At 67.6% G+C, this 14,747-nt stretch carries 15 protein-coding genes; 10 read left to right on the forward strand and 5 right to left on the reverse strand.

Annotation, left to right across the window (positions count from 1 at the left end; all coding sequences use genetic code 11):
• Positions 1-87: 87 nt before the first annotated feature.
• The 8 genes from E3T31_RS05715 (at position 88) to E3T31_RS05750 (ending at position 7,544) form a co-directional block, all read left to right on the forward strand.
• The gene (locus tag E3T31_RS05715) at positions 88-1,569 is read left to right on the forward strand and encodes an NAD-dependent succinate-semialdehyde dehydrogenase (protein WP_134467893.1); all 1,482 of its coding nucleotides are present in this window, start codon (positions 88-90) and stop codon (positions 1,567-1,569) included.
• 255 nt (positions 1,570-1,824) lie between these two features.
• Entirely contained in the window at positions 1,825-2,379 is a 555-nt protein-coding gene (locus tag E3T31_RS05720; protein WP_241977679.1) for an RNA polymerase sigma factor, read from the forward strand.
• Entirely contained in the window at positions 2,366-2,581 is a 216-nt protein-coding gene (locus E3T31_RS05725; RefSeq protein WP_134467895.1) for a hypothetical protein, read from the forward strand. The genes E3T31_RS05720 and E3T31_RS05725 overlap by 14 nt, the downstream gene beginning before the upstream one ends.
• A 24-nt stretch (positions 2,582-2,605) precedes the next feature.
• Positions 2,606-3,166 carry an anti-sigma factor domain-containing protein gene (locus E3T31_RS05730; protein ID WP_166788397.1) on the forward strand — a complete coding sequence of 187 codons (561 nt, stop codon included), beginning with the start codon at positions 2,606-2,608 and terminating at the stop codon, positions 3,164-3,166.
• A gap of 109 nt (positions 3,167-3,275) precedes the next feature.
• Positions 3,276-4,586 carry a DUF4397 domain-containing protein gene (locus tag E3T31_RS18215; RefSeq protein ID WP_241977681.1) on the forward strand — a complete coding sequence of 437 codons (1,311 nt, stop codon included), beginning with the start codon at positions 3,276-3,278 and terminating at the stop codon, positions 4,584-4,586.
• Positions 4,587-4,729: 143 nt separating this feature from the next.
• Positions 4,730-5,536, forward strand: coding sequence for an RNA methyltransferase (locus E3T31_RS05740; protein ID WP_134467897.1), 807 nt, complete (start codon positions 4,730-4,732; stop codon positions 5,534-5,536).
• A gap of 41 nt (positions 5,537-5,577) precedes the next feature.
• Positions 5,578-6,762, forward strand: coding sequence for a thiolase family protein (locus E3T31_RS05745; RefSeq protein WP_134467898.1), 1,185 nt, complete (start codon positions 5,578-5,580; stop codon positions 6,760-6,762).
• Positions 6,762-7,544 carry an SDR family NAD(P)-dependent oxidoreductase gene (locus E3T31_RS05750; RefSeq protein WP_134467899.1) on the forward strand — a complete coding sequence of 261 codons (783 nt, stop codon included), beginning with the start codon at positions 6,762-6,764 and terminating at the stop codon, positions 7,542-7,544. Before E3T31_RS05745 ends, E3T31_RS05750 begins: the two co-directional genes overlap by 1 nt.
• Here E3T31_RS05750 and E3T31_RS05755 read toward each other — a convergent pair.
• Complete coding sequence (locus tag E3T31_RS05755; RefSeq protein ID WP_134467900.1) at positions 7,522-7,848, reverse strand: transcriptional regulator; 327 nt, start codon at positions 7,846-7,848, stop codon at positions 7,522-7,524. The two genes, E3T31_RS05750 and E3T31_RS05755, sit on opposite strands and share 23 nt — an antisense overlap.
• Positions 7,845-8,693, reverse strand: coding sequence for a hypothetical protein (locus E3T31_RS05760; RefSeq protein ID WP_134467901.1), 849 nt, complete (start codon positions 8,691-8,693; stop codon positions 7,845-7,847). Before E3T31_RS05760 ends, E3T31_RS05755 begins: the two co-directional genes overlap by 4 nt.
• 144 nt (positions 8,694-8,837) lie before the next feature.
• Here E3T31_RS05760 and E3T31_RS05765 point away from each other — a divergent pair, with 144 nt between their 5' ends.
• Positions 8,838-9,137: a hypothetical protein gene (locus tag E3T31_RS05765; protein ID WP_134467902.1), complete on the forward strand. Its 300-nt coding sequence runs from the start codon at positions 8,838-8,840 to the stop codon at positions 9,135-9,137.
• Positions 9,138-9,144: 7 nt separating this feature from the next.
• On the opposite strand, the gene E3T31_RS05770 is transcribed toward E3T31_RS05765, so the two are convergent.
• The 3 genes from E3T31_RS05770 to E3T31_RS05780 are packed head-to-tail and all read right to left on the reverse strand — an operon-like array spanning position 9,145 to position 12,645.
• On the reverse strand, positions 9,145-10,179 hold the full coding sequence (locus E3T31_RS05770) for an agmatine/peptidylarginine deiminase (RefSeq protein ID WP_134467903.1): 1,035 nt from the start codon (positions 10,177-10,179) through the stop codon (positions 9,145-9,147).
• The gene (locus tag E3T31_RS05775) at positions 10,176-11,147 is read right to left on the reverse strand and encodes a nitrilase-related carbon-nitrogen hydrolase (RefSeq protein ID WP_134467904.1); all 972 of its coding nucleotides are present in this window, start codon (positions 11,145-11,147) and stop codon (positions 10,176-10,178) included. The genes E3T31_RS05770 and E3T31_RS05775 overlap by 4 nt, the downstream gene beginning before the upstream one ends.
• 55 nt (positions 11,148-11,202) lie before the next feature.
• Complete coding sequence (locus E3T31_RS05780; RefSeq protein WP_134467905.1) at positions 11,203-12,645, reverse strand: XRE family transcriptional regulator; 1,443 nt, start codon at positions 12,643-12,645, stop codon at positions 11,203-11,205.
• Between the two features lie 189 nt (positions 12,646-12,834).
• Between E3T31_RS05780 and E3T31_RS05785 the strand changes: the two genes are divergently transcribed.
• Positions 12,835-14,685 carry a phosphoenolpyruvate carboxykinase (GTP) gene (locus tag E3T31_RS05785; protein ID WP_134467906.1) on the forward strand — a complete coding sequence of 617 codons (1,851 nt, stop codon included), beginning with the start codon at positions 12,835-12,837 and terminating at the stop codon, positions 14,683-14,685.
• Positions 14,686-14,747 lie beyond the last annotated feature (62 nt).

Here is a 14,747-nt window from a genome sequence, read left to right on the forward strand (position 1 = left end):
GGGGGGAGGTTCAGCATCCACCGTGTCGGCGGGCGCAGCTAGGCTAATACTGTCAGATCGACGGGCAGGCAAAGTAGGGGAGAACCAATGACGGTTGTTACAGACACGAACACGAACGAATCCGAGCTGCTCGCTCGCGTGCCGAACCAGCTCTACATCAATGGCAAGTGGGTCGCCGCCACCGGCGGGCGCACCCTCGATGTCACCGACCCGGCCACCGGCCACGTCATCAAGACCATCGCCGACGCGAGTGTGGCCGACGGCATCGCCGCCCTCGCGGCCGCCGACTCCGCGCAGGCCGACTGGGCGGCGACCCCGGCCCGCGTGCGGGGCGAAATTCTGCGCCGCGCATTCGATCTGCTGCAGGAACGCAAGCAGGAGTTTGCCCTGTTGATGACCATCGAAATGGGCAAGCCGCTGCCCGAGGCGCTCGGCGAAGTCGCCTACGGCGGCGAATTCCTGCGCTGGTTCAGCGAAGAAGCCGTGCGCATCAACGGCCGCTACGGCGCTAACCCCGAAGGCACCGGCCGCATGATCGTGACCCAGCAGCCGGTCGGACCCTGCTTTCTGATCACCCCGTGGAACTTTCCACTCGCCATGGCGACCCGCAAGATCGCCCCGGCGCTCGCCGCGGGCTGCACCGTCGTCGTCAAGCCGGCCGCGCTCACCCCGCTGACCACCCTGTACTTCGTGGCGCTGCTCGAAGAGGCCGGCCTGCCCGCCGGCGTCGTCAACGTCATCACGACGTCGCAGTCCGGCGCGGTCTCCGAGCCGATCATCGCCGACCGACGCCTCCGCAAGCTCAGCTTCACCGGGTCGACCGCGGTCGGCAAGTCGCTCATCAAGCTCTCCGCCGAGAACGTGCTGCGCACCTCGATGGAACTCGGTGGCAACGCCCCGTTCGTCGTGTTCGCCGACGCCGACCTCGACAAGGCTGTCGACGGCGCGCTCATCGCCAAGTTCCGCAATATCGGCCAGGCCTGCACCGCCGCCAACCGCTTCATTGTGCACGAGTCCATCGCTGCCGAATTCGCCCGCCGGGTCACCGAGCGGGTCGAAGCGTTCCAGATCGGCCGCGGCACCGAGGCCGGCATCACCATCGGCCCGCTGATCGACGGCAAGGCCGTCGCCAAGGCTGACTCGCTCGTACAAGATGCGCTCACCCGCGGCGCGACCCTGCTCACCGGCGGCGCCGCGATCGAGCGCGAGGGCACCTTCTACGCACCCACCGTGCTCACCGACGTCAAGCCGGGCAGCGATATTCTGCGCGACGAAATCTTCGGCCCGGTGCTCGCGATCAGCACCTTCACCGACGAAGCGGATGCCGTTCGTCTCGCCAACGACACCGAGTTCGGCCTGATCAGCTACGTGTTCACGACCGATCTGGCCCGTGGCCAGCGCATGATCGACAAGCTGCAGACCGGCATGATGGGCCTGAACACCGGCGTTGTCTCCAACGCGGCCGCACCGTTCGGCGGCGTCAAGCAGTCCGGCCTCGGCCGCGAGGGCGGGCTCGAGGGCATCCACGAGTACCTCTCGACGAAGTACACCCTCACGCCGACGCCCTAAAGCGGTAAATTGCCGCAGGGTGCATCCGTTTCGCCCTCGAGGAGAGAAATAGAGGAGTAAGTGGTTTCCCGCCCCGGGGAGGGCCACAGCACACGACGTCGGGTTTGCTGCTGTGGCCCCTTCTGCTAGCAGGGGGAACTGCAACCGAGTCGGAGGAAACTCACTATGCTGGTGCGCGCGGAGGTTGTCACTCTCACAGTGCGATCGCCGTACCCCTGCCCGGTACGTGTTTCGGCCCGAAGGACCCACCCGCAGGTGAGCGCACCTACCGACGATGACGCGTCCCTCGCCCGCGCCTTTCAGGACGGTGATGAGCGCGCTCTGGCCGCGGCGTATGACCGCTGGTCACCGTTGGTATTTACGATCGCCGTGCGCTCCCTCGCCAATGCGTCCGACGCCGAAGACGTCACCCAGAAGGTATTCATTGCCGCCTGGCGGGGGCGCGGTGGGTTCGACCCGGCCCGTTCCCGGCTGCCGGCGTGGCTGATCGGCATTACGAGGCACGTGATTGCCGACACCCACGAGGCACGCAGTCGCCAGCGGCGGCTCGAAGACTCACTCGCCGCGACCATCCCGGCACACCGCGTCGATGACAGCCTGAGTGTCGTCAACCGGGTGCTGGTCGGCGACAAAATCGACCGGCTCGAACCCGTGCCCCGGCAGGTGATGCGCCTCGCCTTCTTCGATGATCTCACCCAGGTGCAGATCGCCGACAGCCTGGGGCTGCCGCTCGGCACGGTAAGGAGCCACATGCGGCGCAGCCTGACCCGCCTCCGCACCCGGTTGGAGGTGTCCGATGACTCCTCTTGATGGCACCCACATCGCTGCGGACGACCTGCACCTGCTCGCGCTGGCCGAGGTCGACGCGAGCGCGGCGGAACGCGCCCACCTCGCCGCCTGCGTCGAGTGCCCCGGGGAATACCTCGCCCTGTGGCAGGTCGTGCAACTCGGTCGTGCCGTCGGGTTCGATTCGCTGCTCACCCCGCCGGCGGGCGTCTGGGCAGGCATCTAGGTCGAACTCGGGCTGAGCAACGCGGTGCACACACCACTCCCCTTCACGAAAACCGCTGACGCGACGGATGCTGCGGCCCCGCCCCAGGCACCTGTTTCGCCGGTCGCCGACCCGGCGGTCGAACCAGCACCCGTGCGTCTGCTGTCCCTCCGCCGCTGGGTCCCGTTCGCGGCAGCCGCCGGCATGATCGGCTTGATCGGCGGCATCGCCATCGGCGTGGCGAGCACCGCCGGCCCGCCACCCGAGCAAGTCGTGGCCGAAGGCGCCCTCGACGCCCTGCCGGGATGGGCCGCGAGCGGGTCCGTCCGGGTCGAGCAAGCCGCCGACGGCCGCCGCTCGGTCGTCGTCGACCTCGACGCGCCGAATCCGCCGGGCACCGGCCTGCGCGAGGTCTGGCTGCTCAAAGCGGATGCGTCCGGCCTGGTCAGCATCGGATTCCTCGACGGTTCCACCGGTCGTTTCACTATCCCCGCGAGCGTCGACCTCGCCCAATACCCACTGGTGGACGTGTCCGCCGAACCCGCCGACGGCGACCCGGCACACTCCGGCGACTCAATCGTGCGCGGCGAATTACACGCGCTCTGAGTCGTTTCTCTAAATAAGTCGCCGTGGTGCATCCGAAACGCGCCCGACCGGAGAAGTTGTTACCAGGGAGGCACAGCCGCCTTTCGTAACGACCAACCTGGAGGTAGCAATGCGCAAGTCCATCGCCGTCGGAATTTCCGCCGGCCTTCTCGTCGCACTCGCCGGGCTCGCGCCGGCGCAGGCGGCCGTTCCCGCGGCATCCGCTTCACCGGGTATGGCATCCGTGTCGGTGCTGCACGCCATTCCCGGACTGACCCTCGACATCTCGGTCGACGGTCGCGTCGTCGTCGCCGATTTCATGCCTGGAACCCTGCTCGGCCCGCTGAAGCTCACGGCCGGCACCCACACCGTCGGAATCTCCGCGGCAGATTCCCTCGAAGTCGGCGGCAGCGCCAACGGCTCGCCGCTTCCGTCGATCGCCGTGAGCGGCTCGACGACAGTCACGGTCACGGCTAATCGTAGCTTCACGGCGGTTGCCCACCTCACGGATGCCGGCCTTCCCACCGCCACCCTGTACAACGATGACACCAAGCCGCCGGCCGCCGGGCAGGGCCGCCTCACCGTGCGCCACGTTGCGGCCGCTCCGGCCGTTGACGTTCTCGCCAACGGCGCCGTTGCCGTCGCCGGCCTGACCAATCCGTCGCAGGCCGTGCTCGATCTGCCGGTCGGCACGATCAGCGCCGTCGTGGCCGCCGCCGGAACGACCGCGCCGCTGCTCGGCCCGGCGGAAGTCACGATCGCCCCGCGCACCAACACCATCGTCTATGCCTGGGGCAGTCTCGCCGACGGCAACCTGGCCCTCTACGTGCAGACGGTGGGCACGCGAGCCGCAGCGCCGGCATCCGTTTCGGTGCTGCACGCTATTCCGGGCGTCGTGGTCGACGTGTACGTCGACCACCGCAAGGTCATTGACGACTTCGAAACCGGCACCCTCACGAAGATGTTCCGCCTTCCGGCCGGCAGTTACACCCTCGCCATCACCGCAGCAGATGCCGTTGACGCGAGCGCTCCCGTGATCGGCCCGGTCGACCTCGCGGTTGCCTCGGGCGTCAACTACACGGCTGTCGCCCACCTGACCGAGGCCGGAGTTCCGACCGCGGCCTTGTTCGCCAACGATACCTCCGCGCCCGGCGCCGGCCAAGGCCGCCTGACCGTGCGTCATGTCGCCGCTGCTCCCGCGGTGGACGTACTCGCGAACGGCGCTCCGGCCATTACCGGCCTGACCAACCCGAACGAGTCCGTGCTGGTGCTGCCGGTCGGCACCATCTCGGCCGCGGTTGCGGCTGCCGGAACCACCGCGGCACTCATTGGGCCGGCCGACGTGGCCATTGCCGCGAGCACGAACACCATCGTCTGCGCCTGGGGCAGCCTCGCCGACGGCACGCTCGCCCTGGCTGTGCAGACGGTGTCCACGAAGTAGCTTCGTCCGGCGTAACTCCTGCAATCTGAGCGTCGACCCGGCGCGGGCCCCGAATTTCCGCGGCCCGCGCGGCCGGGTCCGTGAAATTGCAGGAGTTATGCCGCTCGAGCCGGGTGCACCGCGCCGCTGGCTAGACTTTGCGGATGCCCATGATCGCGATCGACGACCTGAGCGACCCGCGACTGGTCGACTACGCCCACCTCACCGACGTGGCCCTGAAGAAGGCGCGCGGCACCGAGCACGGGCTGTACATCGCCGAATCGGCCCTCGTTCTCGAGCGTGCCCTGCGCGCCGGGCACATTCCACGTTCCGTGCTCGCGCTCGGCAACACGGCCGACGAAGCGCTCGCCGTGCTTGGTGACTACGCAGCGGAGGTTCCGGTGTTCGTCGGCCCCGGCGAGCTGCTCGCCGACCTCACCGGCTACATTTTGCACCGTGGCTTGATCGCCGCGATGCATCGGCCCGAACTGCCGAGCGCAGACACCCTGCTGGCCGATGCGTGTCGAATCGTCATCCTCGAAAACGTGGCCGACCCGACCAACGTCGGCGCCATCTTTCGCTCGGCCGGCGCCATCGGAGCGGATGCCATTCTGGTCACGCCGCGCTGTTCCGACCCGTTCTATCGTCGCGCCATCCGGGTCTCGATGGGTACGGTGCTGCAGGTGCCGTGGACCCGCGCCGGCGACTGGACCGAGACCCGCGCCCTACTCACCCGGCACGGCTTTCATGTGGCGGCCCTCGCGCTGACGCCGGATGCGGTCAGCCTGCGCGATTTTGACGGTACCGCTCACGAACGTCTGGCCCTGTTGCTCGGCGCCGAGGGCGAGGGACTCACCCCCGAGGCACTCGCCGCCTCGGACACCGTCGTGCAGATTCCGATGAAGCACGGCATCGACTCCCTCAACGTCGCCGCCGCGAGTGCCGTCGCGATGTGGGCGCTGTCCGGGTAACCCCTTCTGCCACCCGAGCCCGGCGGGCCTAGGCTGGGGGCATGAGCAATGAAGCTGTCATCATCGACGTTCTGCGCACCCCGTCGGGCCGGGGCAAACCCGGTGGAGCCCTGGACGGCATCCATCCGGCCGACCTCCTGGCCACGGTGCTGCGTGAGTTGGTCAGCCGCAACAACCTCGACCCGGCACTGATCGATGACGTGATCGGCGGCTGTGTCAGCCAGGCCGGCGAGCAGGGCAATAACGTGACCCGCACCGCGCTGCTGAGTGCCGGCTTTCCGCACACAGTGCCCGGCACCACCATCGACCGGCAGTGCGGCTCCAGCCAGCAGGCTGCAGCGTTCGCCGCCCAGGCCGTGATGAGCGGCAACGCCGACGTGGTCATCGCCTGCGGCGTCGAGTCGATGAGTCGGGTACCCCTCGGGTCTACGGCCGGCGGGCAGGACCCGTTCGGCACTCTCATGCACGAGCGTTACCCCGACGGCCTGGTCAATCAGGGGGTGTCGGCCGAGCTCATCAATCAGAAGTGGAACCTGGGCCGCGACGCCCTCGACAACTACGCGGCCCGCTCGCACCGGCTCGCCGCAGCGGCGGCTGACCGGGGTGATTTCGGCGGCGAAATCGTGGCCGTGACCCGGGCCGATGGCAGCGTCGTGCGGGAGGACGAAACCATTCGCCCGGGCACCTCGCATGCTTCACTCGCCGGACTGCGCCCCGCATTTCGTACCGACGCGCTCGCGGAACGCTTTCCGAAGCTCGGCTGGCACGTCACGGCCGGCAACTCCTCGCCGCTCACCGATGGCGCCTCGGCGACCCTGATCATGAGCGCCAAGAGGGCCGCGCAGCTCGGCCTGAACCCGCGCGCCCGGTTTCACAGCTTCACCGTGGTGGGAAGCGACCCCATGCTCATGCTGACCGGCGTGATCCCGGCGACCCAGCGCATCCTCTCGCGGGCCGGCCTTGGCATCGACGATATCGACGCCTACGAGATCAACGAGGCCTTCGCGAGCGTGCCGCTGGCCTGGCTGCGCGAACTTCACGCCGACCCCGATTGCCTCAACCCGCGCGGCGGCGCCATCGCCCTCGGCCACGCGCTCGGTTCCTCGGGCACGCGCCTGCTCGGCACGCTGCTCAATCACCTCGAAATGACCGGCGGTCGCTGGGGCCTGCAGGCCATGTGCGAGGGCGGCGGCATGGCCAACGCCACCTTGATTGAGAGGCTCTAATGCAGATTGACGGATGCTCCGCCCTCATTACCGGAGGCGCCTCCGGCCTCGGCCTGGCCTGCGTTCGCACCCTGCACGAAGCCGGCGCATCCGTCGTATTGCTGGATCTCCCCGGCGCTCCCGGCGACGCAATTACCGCCGAGCTCGGCGACCGGGCCCGCTTCGTGGCGGGCGACGTGACGAGCGCCGGCGACGTGCAGGCCGCCGTCGACGCGGCGGTGGCCCAAGCGCCGCTTCGGATCGTGATCAATTGCGCCGGCATCGCGCCCGGCGCCCGCACGGTCGGCCGCGACGGCCCGCTGCCGCTTGAAGATTTTGAGCGGGCGATTCGCATCAACCTGATCGGAACCTTCAACGTCGTGCGGCTGGCTGCCGCCGCGATGCAGCTCACCGAACCCGTCGGTGACCCGGGCCGCCAGGGCGGCGCCGAACGCGGCGTCATCGTCAACACCGCCTCGGTCGCTGCCTTCGACGGGCAAATCGGGCAGGCCGCCTATGCCGCGTCCAAGGGCGGCGTCGCCGCGATGACGCTTCCGCTCGCCCGCGAATTCGCGCAGAGCCTGATTCGCGTGATGTCGATCGCGCCCGGCATCTTCGACACGCCCATGCTGCAGGGGCTGCCGCAGCCGGTGCGGGATTCTCTCGGAGCCCAGGTGCCGCATCCGTCCCGGCTCGGTGACCCTCAGGAGTTCGCATTCCTGGCGCGGCATATCATTGAGAATCCCATGCTCAATGGGGAAACTATCCGCCTCGACGGCGCTATTCGGATGCAGCCGAAGTAGTCGACCCGGTCGCAATCGCCTGTAGGGCGGCAACGTGAACGCGCATGGCCGTCTGGCCGCCGGGAGTGGCTTTGAGCCAGGTGCGCGGACGATTGGCGACGTAGCCCTTGCGCACGAGCACATAGTCGGCCGCGCTGAGCGTGGCGATGGCCTTGCTGAGCGCTGAATCCTCGGTCTCAAGCAACTCGCGCAGCGTCGCGAAGTCGATCTCGGCATCCGTTCCGAGCGCGGCCATGAGCGAGAAGCGCAGCGGAGTGAGCAGCGCGTCATCGAGCCCGTGGCGCGGATGTCGCCGCTCGGTCATGACCGGGGGCCGCGAACGGCCGCGACCACAAGCGGGAGCGCTACGAGCACGCCGCCGAGTACGCCGACCAGCGGGGTGTTCCAGGGAGTGCGGGCGAGCACGACGGCGAGGGTGACCAGCAGCATGAACGAGACGGCGAAACCGGTCCACTGCGGCGCGGACCATTCCGATCCGACGCTCGGCAGCCCCCACCGGGATGACCACAGGGTCAGCAGGGCGACCAGCACGAGGGCGAGGCCGAGCCCAGCGACGGGAAACCAGCTGAAGGCAGCGAGCAGGCCGGTGACGCCGAAAAACAAGCCGAGCGCGCCGGTCATGGTTGCGGCCGGACGGCTGAGCGCGGTGCGCACCGCCGGTGTGGGAGGGCCCGCCCGCCGTGCCGATTTACCGGCCAGCCAGAGCAGCGGGGCTGCTGGGGCCGCGGCGACGAGCAGGTTGAGCCCCCAGGGGTAGCGGATATCCAGGATGCTGAGCGCGCCGGCGATACCGAAAGGAATCATGCCGAGCAGAACAAACCGGAGCACTCGCCGGTGGGTACGCAGCACGCGCGCCCGGTTCTGCACACCCTGCATCAGTTGGGTGAACACGAGAAAGGGAATGAGCAAAACGTTCGTATAGGCATATCCGTTGGCCCCCGCGCCGGACACTGCGTCCTGAGTCTGATTGCCGAAGACAAGCAGGAAGGCGCTGAGATAGATGAACAAAGCCCCGGCCAGGCCGAACCGGGCGCGGGCGAGGGTGCGATGGTCAACCGCAGCAGCGGCCCGAGCGCGTGCGGTATCCGCGGCCTTGAGCAACTGTGCGGCGCCCGCAGCGTCGAGCGGGATGCTGTGAGTCGGGTCCATCGGGGTTCCTCACTGCAGGTTGAGCCGGTTCGGCAAGCGGATGCTGTCAGGCTAGCAGGCACTTTCCAATTAGAAAGTTGTCGGGCGCTCGCGCAGGTCGAGCAGGTTAGGGTCGAAGTATCAACTCTTGAGGGGATCCACCGCATGGCAGTGATATTCGGCACGATCCTCATTCTGGCCGGGTTCGCCTGCGGCATCGTCTACGCCGTGTGGCTCGCCCGGGCTAACCCCGCGGCGCAGATTCCACTGCTGCGCTCGGCAACGAGCCAGCCGCGGGCAGCCACTCTGCTGAATATCGGCGCCGTCGCCCTGGTGATCTGGGGGGCCAACCTCATGACGGCCGACGTCGGCCCCTGGGCATTCGTGCTGCTCATCATCGCCGTTCTGGCGCCGTTCAACGTCATTCGGTTCTGGCATAATGCTCGGGTCGGCGCGGCCGGCTGACGCCTGATCAGGCAGGCAGCGGCGCAGTCGGCTGCTGCTGCGTAATGCAGTGGATGCCGCCGCCCCGCGCAAACAGCGGCCGCGCGTCGACCGACACCAAGCGGCGCCCGGGATAGGCGGCCGCGAGCACGTCGCGGGCCAGGGAATCGGCCCGCTCCTCGCCGAAGCTGCAGGCAATGACGCCGCCGTTGACGACGAGATGATTGACGTAGTTGTAGTCCACGAACCCCTCGTCGTCGCGCAGCACAGCGGGCGCCGGCAGGTCGATGATTGTGAACGACCGCCCGGCCGCGTCGTGCGCGTCGGCCAACAGGCCGCGAAATTCGCGGGTGAGCGGGTAGTCGGGGTGACCCTGATCGTTCTGGGCGTGCAGCAAAATCGTGCCCAGCGATGGCAGCGCGGCGACCATATCGATGTGCCCACGGGTGCCGAATCGCTCGTGGTCGCGGGTGAGGCCGCGTGGCAGCCAGACGACGTGCTCCGCGCCGATCGTGCGGCGAAGCTCCGCCTCGACCGAGGCGCGCGTGGCGCCGGGGTTGCGACCCGAATCGAGTTGCACGCTCTCCGTCGCCAGCACGGTTCCTGCGCCGTCGACGTGGATTCCGCCGCCCTCGTTCACGAGCGCGGGCGACACGACTGCCGCACCGGCGGCATTTGCTACGAATCGGCCGATCTTCGAATCGTGATCCCAGGTGGCCCAGTCCTGGCCGCCCCAACCATTGAAGGTCCAGTCGACGGCGCCGAGCCGGCCGGTGTCGTCGTGCACGAAACTCGGGCCGATGTCGCGCATCCAGCTGTCGTTCAGCGGAGCCTCGAGCACCTCGATCTCGGCCGACAGATAGCGCCGGGCTACGGCGCGCTCGGCGGGGGCGACGACCATGCGCACGGGTTCGAATTCGGCCACGGCGTGGGCGACCGCGGCCCAGGTGCGCCGAGCTTCGTGGGCTTCAGCCGCAGTGTCGCCGAGGGTGTAGCCGCCCACCGGAAAGGCCATCCACACGCGGTCCTGCGGCGCGGTTTCGGCCGGCATACGCCAGGTCATTCGGTCGCCGATCCAAACGGATGCGCCGGGTCGACCGGCGCGACCAGCCCGGCATAACTGTCCGGGCGTCGAGTCATCAGGAAGGGAAACAGGGCGAGCCACTCCTCGCGCTGGGTCAGGTCCAGGTCGGCCACGAGCGCCACCGACTCGCCGCGAGGCGCCTGCACGAGCACCCGTCCGAACGGGTCGGAGATGAACGACGAGCCGTAAAAGGTGAGGTCGCCCTCGTCGCCGTGCCGGTTCGGCACGACCACGAACAGTCCGCTCGTGATGCCGTTGGCCACGATGACCTGCTGCCAGATCGGCTGGGTGTCGAAGTCCGGAAAGAGCGGTTCCGATCCGATCGCGGTCGGGTAGGCGAGAATTTCGGCGCCGCCAAGCCCGTACAGCCGGGAGACCTCGGGAAACCACTCGTCCCAGCAGGTGGGTAGCCCCAGGCGCGCACCGGCCACGTCGTAGACCGGGTACGCGTCCTCGGCTGGCCCCGGCCGAAAGTAGGTGTCCTCGTAATACCCGGCCGTGACCGGGATGTGCATTTTGCGCGTGCGACCGAGGAGTTCGCCGGCCGGCGACACCAGAATGGCCGTGTTGTAACCGCGCGGGTCGTTCGGTTCGTCGGTTTCAGCCGGCTGCTCGAACAGCGAGGCGTGCACGATAACGCTGTGCAGCCGCGCCTGTTCGGCCGCGAAAGCGAAGGTGGGGCCGCCCAGGAGCTGCTCGGCATCCGCTTTGGGAATGCCGGTGGCTCGCACATTGCCGGGGTATTTGCGGAGGGTCAGTTCCGGCAGAAACACGATGCGGGCGCCAGCATCAGCCGCCAAACGGATGCCCTCGGCCAGCTCCGCCTCGAGCGTCGCGTCGTCCGCGTGCCAGCGATGCTGCACGAGACCGACGCGCAGGGGAGTCCGGTCAGGCTCGCGCACCCGGGTGGGCGAGGCGGGGCTAATCGGGGCCTCGATCAGTCTCATGCGGTCTCCTGGGTACTATTGGCGATCAAACCTGATCTCAATCTACATAACCCGGCTACTCCGCCGCGTGCGCCTCCAAAAACGCATACACCTCGGAATCGTCGACCCCGGGAAACGTGCCGGACGGCAGCGGCGACAGCACGTGCGCGTGCAGCCGGGCGCTCGGCCAGGCCCGACCGGCCCAGCGCGCGGCCGCATCCGAGTTCGGCCGACGACAGCACGACTCATCGGGACAGCGCGACACCGTACGCTGCGTGGTCTCCCGCCCGCGAAACCACTTCGCCTGCGCAAACGGAACGCCGACGCTGATCGAAAACTCACCGGCATCCGTTGACCCGGTCTGCGTCGCCGACCAAAACGTACCGGCCGGGGTATCGGTGTACTGGTAGTACTCGGTGGTGCGGTTGGTGTGGGTGAAGGCGCTGCGGGCGCTCCACTGCTTGCAGACGTACTGGCCCTCGATCGACCCGGTCACGTCCACCGGAAACGGCAGATCGTCGTTCTCGTACCCCTTTTGCAGAGCGCCGTCGCCGTTGACGCGCAGAAAGTGCAGGGTCATATCGAGGTGCGAGGTGGCGAGGTTGGTCAGTCGCAACGCTGCAGCCTCGTGTGTCACGCCGAAGGTGTCGCGAAAGTCCTCCACCGACAGCTCGCGCTCCTGCTTGGCATTCGACAGAAAGGCGACGGATGCCTCGCGCGGCATCAAACAGGCCGCCGCGAAGTAGTTGATCTCGAGCCGCTGCCAGAGGAACTCCGCGTAGCTGCCCGGCCGTTCGTGCCCGAGCAGCCGGTGCCCCATCGCCTGCAGGGCCATCGACCGCAGGCCGTGCCCGCCGGGAATCGACGCGGGCGGCAGGTAGATGCGCCCATTGGCCAGGTCGGTCACCGAGCGGGTGGAGTTGGGCAGATCGTTCACGTAGATCAGGCTGAATCCGAGCTGATCGGCCATGACGCTGACCTCGCGGTGGGTGAGCGCGCCCGAGACGTGGCCGCTCGCACGCACCCGTTCCTCGACCAGTTCCTCGATGGCCGGCAGATAGTTGCCCTGTTCCCGCATCCGCTCGCGCAGTTCGGTGTTGGCTCGGCGCGCCTCTTCCGGCGTCGCGATGGCTTCGCTGGCCCGGCGGGAGAGCTCCCGGTGCAGGCCGAGCAGCGATTCGATGGCGGGCAGCGGCATCCCCTTAGTGACTTTTACGACGGGCAGGCCGAGCGCCCCGTAGAGCGGATTTTTCTGGGCACGGTCCAGTTCGATCTCGAGCGCCGCCCGATTGTTTGGAGCTTCCCGGCGCAGCAGCTCGGCCAGGTCCACAGCGAGGGCCGTCGCGAGATCCTGCAGGGTCGACAGCTTCGGCTCGCGGCGGCCGTTCTCGATCAGCGACAGCTGACTGCCGGCGAGGTGAACGAGCGCACCCAGTTGGTCGAGGGTGAGACCGCGCTCCCCCCGAAAGTGACGGATGTGATGGCCGAGCAGGATCAGATCGGAGGCTTGAGGCGACATTCCTTAACGATATCTAAAGAACTGCATTTTTTAAGTAGCAATATTGCGGGTTTGAAGCTCAAAGCAGGGCCATTGTTGGAGTGTAAGACGAAATTATGGTTTCGCACAGCGTCTGACAGCAACGGGGCCCGACGTTTTTGACCACTTCGCAACTTTTTCTCGAGACCCGGCGACCGGAAAGGCCAGCATATGACCCTCACCAAATCTTCCCTCCAGACCAACGGGGATTCGTACCCGACGCGCACGGGCAGCACCGACCCCAACCTGCAGGCCTGGGTCGATGAGATTGCCCGCCTGACCGAGCCCGACGCGATCGTCTGGTGCGACGGCTCCAAGCGCGAGGCCAACGAGCTCTCCAAACTGCTCGTCGCCTCCGGCCAGCTCATCCGCCTAAACCCGGAATGGCGCCCCAACAGCTTTCTCGCCCGCACCAACCCGAAAGACGTTGCCCGCGTCGAAAACCGCACCTTCATCTGCTCCAACGACGAAGCGGATGCCGGCCCCACCAATAACTGGGCCGAACCGGTCAAGATGCGCGCCGAACTGCGTGGTGTCTTCGCCGGCAGCATGCGCGGTCGCACAATGTACATCGTGCCGTTCTCGATGGGCCCGCTCGGCGGACCCATCTCGCAGCTGGGCGTTGAGATCACCGATTCCCCCTATGTCGTGCTCAACATGGGCATTATGACGCGGATGGGCGAGACCGTGCTGACCATGATCGAAGCCGGCGACCCGTGGGTGCACACCGTGCACAGCGTCGGGTACCCGCTCGTCGACGCATCGGGAATCACCCGTCCCGACGTGGAATGGCCCTGCAACGATGACAAGTACATCGTGCAGTTCCCCGACACCCGCGAGGTCTGGTCCTACGGCTCCGGCTACGGCGGAAACGCCCTGCTCTCCAAGAAGTCCTTTGCGCTGCGCATCGCGTCGGTGATGGGCCGCGATCAGGGCTGGCTGGCCGAACACATGCTGCTGATCAAGCTGATCTCACCCGAGGGTGGCGTGTTCCACGTGGCCGCCGCTTTCCCCTCCGCCTGTGGCAAGACGAACCTGTCGATGCTGCGCCCGACCATTCCCGGCTGGAAGGTCGAGACCATCGGCGATGACATCGCGTGGCTGCGCCAGGGCGAAGACGGACGCCTCTGGGCGATCAACCCGGAAGCCGGCTTCTTCGGAGTCGCCCCCGGAACCGGTGAAACTACCAACCCGACCGCCGTCTCCACCATGTGGGGCAACACCATCTTTACCAACGTCGCCCTGCGTGACGACGGAGACGTCTGGTGGGAAGGTCTCACCAGCAAGGCTCCCGACCACCTGATCGACTGGCAGGGTAAGGACTGGACGCCCGACTCCGGCCGTACAGCAGCTCATCCGAACTCGCGCTTCACCGTTGCGGCTGCCCAGTGCCCGTCGATCGCCGACGACTGGGAAGCGACCGGCGGCGTGCCGATCGACGCCATCGTCTTCGGCGGCCGTCGCGCGACCAACGTTCCGCTGGTCGCCCAGGCCCGCAGTTGGAAGCACGGCGTCTTCATGGGAGCGACGATCTCCTCCGAGAAGACCGCGGCCGCTGACGGCATCGTCGGCGAGCTGCGTCGCGACCCGTTCGCGATGCTGCCGTTCTGCGGCTACAACATGGCCGACTACTGGGGCCACTGGCTCAAGGTCGGCAAGGAACTCGGCACCAACGCCCCCGCGATCTTCCAGGTGAACTGGTTCCGCAAGGGCCCGGACGGCGACTTCATCTGGCCCGGATTCGGCGAGAACTCGCGGGTTCTCGAATGGATGATTCGCCGCATCGAGGGCAGCGCCGACGCCGTCGACACCCCGATCGGCCTGCTGCCGGCCGAAGGTGCGCTGAACCTGGACGGTCTCGAACTGTCCAAGGAATCCGTTGACCAGCTGTTTGCGATCGACCAGACCAGCTGGCTCGCCGAGTGCGACCTGACCGAGGAATACTTCGACAAGTTCGGCGACAAGGTGCCGCCGGCACTCCGCGCTGAACTCGCGAGCGTGCGCTACCACCTCAAGGACTAGTTCTTGCAGTGCGAACGGCCCCGTCACGCAGGTGGCGGGGCCGTTCGTGTACCTCCCGTGCG

The sequence above is a fragment of the Cryobacterium sp. TMS1-13-1 genome, from assembly GCF_004403125.1.
Classification (GTDB): Bacteria; Actinomycetota; Actinomycetes; order Actinomycetales; family Microbacteriaceae; genus Cryobacterium; species Cryobacterium levicorallinum.

Excerpts from the sequence above, each read along its gene's own strand:
- E3T31_RS05750 (WP_134467899.1), top strand. The coding sequence starts at position 6,762 with ATGCAGATTGACGGATGCTCCGCCCTCATTACCGGAGGCGCCTCCGGC.
- E3T31_RS05745 (WP_134467898.1), top strand. The coding sequence starts at position 5,578 with ATGAGCAATGAAGCTGTCATCATCGACGTTCTGCGCACCCCGTCGGGC.
- E3T31_RS05785 (WP_134467906.1), top strand. The coding sequence starts at position 12,835 with ATGACCCTCACCAAATCTTCCCTCCAGACCAACGGGGATTCGTACCCG.
- E3T31_RS05740 (WP_134467897.1), top strand. The coding sequence starts at position 4,730 with ATGCCCATGATCGCGATCGACGACCTGAGCGACCCGCGACTGGTCGAC.
- E3T31_RS05770 (WP_134467903.1), bottom strand. The coding sequence starts at position 10,179 with ATGACCTGGCGTATGCCGGCCGAAACCGCGCCGCAGGACCGCGTGTGG.
- E3T31_RS05755 (WP_134467900.1), bottom strand. The coding sequence starts at position 7,848 with ATGACCGAGCGGCGACATCCGCGCCACGGGCTCGATGACGCGCTGCTC.
- E3T31_RS05765 (WP_134467902.1), top strand. The coding sequence starts at position 8,838 with ATGGCAGTGATATTCGGCACGATCCTCATTCTGGCCGGGTTCGCCTGC.
- E3T31_RS05725 (WP_134467895.1), top strand. The coding sequence starts at position 2,366 with ATGACTCCTCTTGATGGCACCCACATCGCTGCGGACGACCTGCACCTG.
- E3T31_RS05715 (WP_134467893.1), top strand. The coding sequence starts at position 88 with ATGACGGTTGTTACAGACACGAACACGAACGAATCCGAGCTGCTCGCT.
- E3T31_RS05760 (WP_134467901.1), bottom strand. The coding sequence starts at position 8,693 with ATGGACCCGACTCACAGCATCCCGCTCGACGCTGCGGGCGCCGCACAG.
- E3T31_RS18215 (WP_241977681.1), top strand. The coding sequence starts at position 3,276 with ATGCGCAAGTCCATCGCCGTCGGAATTTCCGCCGGCCTTCTCGTCGCA.
- E3T31_RS05775 (WP_134467904.1), bottom strand. The coding sequence starts at position 11,147 with ATGAGACTGATCGAGGCCCCGATTAGCCCCGCCTCGCCCACCCGGGTG.
- E3T31_RS05780 (WP_134467905.1), bottom strand. The coding sequence starts at position 12,645 with ATGTCGCCTCAAGCCTCCGATCTGATCCTGCTCGGCCATCACATCCGT.